Raw genomic sequence first — 1751 nt, 5'->3', positions numbered from 1 at the left:
ATTCTTTTTTCTAGGTTCAGTTTTTTACCTTCCGGTTGTGGTTCAGTGAACCGCTTCCCTTCTGGCGCTTTATTAATGTATCAACTCTCCCCAGGGTTGTCAAGCGTTTTGCGAAAATATTTTTGACTTTTTTTTGAACCTATACACACCAAGGGTTTCGGCTGTCCTTCACTGCTCAGACCTCCGCTGGCTGACTCCTCTTTATAACTATGGGGTCTTTTTTTGGGCCAAAATACGGCTTTGGGGCAAACTCTCTCCCACGCAGCGCTAGAAGAATTCAGTGGTTCAATATGATGATGCGGCTTACTGGGACTAGAGCTAAGGCAAAATCCATTGGTGTCAACTTAAACTTAAGGAAGCCATCGCCCTCAACCAGGCACTCGTTCTTAACCTCTACCACGCGATACGCGATATTAAGCAAAAATCACACTCGTTCTTACTGGCGTTACAATCAGAGTAAGTATGAGAACTTCTGGAATCGTGATGAAATTTTATGAGCGGAAAACGCCCAGCTCATTCAGGTAATCCAGACTGGGGTCGAGCCACGCAACTACCGAGTTCGCCGATAGCACCAATAGAAGCTCTGCTATGGGAGGGGCTGAGTCTTGAAATCTTTAAGCCGTCACGCTTAACAGCAGGAGACAAAAAACGGCGCGATGGCCTCCCGCCTCGCAAGCTACGATTGTTGACCTTACCTGTAGACATCTCCCAAAACTCGCAAAGCTTATCTGGTAAAGGCTTTGCCAATTATAACTCTTCTCAAAAATCTCTGCTTTCTAACACGGGTTAATCAGGGTTTGAGCTAGTTTCAGTTAATTTAGAACCCAAATCTAGATAGGGTAGCACTGCAATTTAGACCCCACTGTCTTCTGGTTTTAATTGTGGCAGTATTAAGGCTCCCACTCGCAACCTGACTAACCTGCAAATTGCCAGAATTACCTGCTCATATCGGGAGGAGCTTAGCCGAAACCTCTCAGAGGCTACTCGGAATATTTGGAGTAATCTAATCCTATGTTCAACAACAATTCGTTGCTTTGATAATTTTTTATTTTCTTTTTTCAGGTCGGCCGTTAATTCCTGCTTCTTCGGTTTTTTGTGGGGAGTCTCAATCTGCTCCTCTCCTACATAACCTTTGTCCCCGAAAAACCTTTGCCCAACCGCAAATTCTGACCGTCGCTCTCTAAATAAATTAATATCGCTATTGGGTTCCGGTTTCCCCACTATAACATCCACTATCTCTCTTCTATTTGGTAGGACAATCAACTGATTTTTCCGCGTAGGATTTTTCTTCTTTCCTGAGTAGCACTTTTTCTGCTCTTGATAGTCTTTAGGTCTTTCCCTGACTTGTTCTGAGCTATCTACCACTAACTCCCATTCCTCCAGCATTTCCTTGACCCATTCCCAGTCTCTTTCGTTTTTTTTTACTTGTTCTAATAAACTCGCTGGTAACAATTCTCGCAAGGTCTCTGACCAGTAATGAAACTGACTGTGCGCTGTCGATTCACTCACCCCGAATTGCACACCCAATATTTGAAACGTTGGCATGTGATGGAGGTAGACTAAAGTTAGCAAGATCTGCTCCCTCACGAAAAGCTTTGGCTTTCTGCCACCGCCTTTGTTAATTATCCAGGGTAAGCGCATCTCAAAGTCTATTGACAACAGGGCCTTGAGGCATGGGTGCATCTCAGTTTTGCACATATATCAAGTGGAAAGTTGACCATTGAGATAAGCACAGCGCAGAGAAAGAATAG

The 1751-nt window shown here is 44.1% G+C and carries 2 protein-coding genes; one reads left to right on the top strand and one right to left on the bottom strand.

Annotation, left to right across the window (positions count from 1 at the left end; all coding sequences use genetic code 11):
* The first annotated feature begins 493 nt into the window (after window positions 1–493).
* On the top strand, window positions 494–790 hold the full coding sequence (locus QUA57_RS28450; protein ID WP_333065140.1) for a hypothetical protein: 297 nt from the start codon (window positions 494–496) through the stop codon (window positions 788–790).
* 62 nt (window positions 791–852) lie between these two features.
* On the opposite strand, the gene QUA57_RS28445 is transcribed toward QUA57_RS28450, so the two are convergent.
* The gene (locus tag QUA57_RS28445) at window positions 853–1698 is read right to left on the bottom strand and encodes a transposase family protein (protein WP_333251561.1); all 846 of its coding nucleotides are present in this window, start codon (window positions 1696–1698) and stop codon (window positions 853–855) included.
* Between the last annotated feature and the right edge of the window lie 53 nt (window positions 1699–1751).

Origin of the sequence: Microcoleus sp. Pol7_B2 (genome assembly GCF_036701035.1) — a bacterium.
Taxonomy (GTDB): domain Bacteria; phylum Cyanobacteriota; class Cyanobacteriia; order Cyanobacteriales; family Microcoleaceae; genus Microcoleus.
This window is presented reverse-complemented; position numbering and strand designations above follow the sequence as displayed.

What these genes read in the sequence shown, in the direction of transcription:
- QUA57_RS28445 (WP_333251561.1), bottom strand. Translation starts at nt 1,698, where the DNA reads ATGTGCAAAACTGAGATGCACCCATGCCTCAAGGCCCTGTTGTCAATA.
- QUA57_RS28450 (WP_333065140.1), top strand. Translation starts at nt 494, where the DNA reads ATGAGCGGAAAACGCCCAGCTCATTCAGGTAATCCAGACTGGGGTCGA.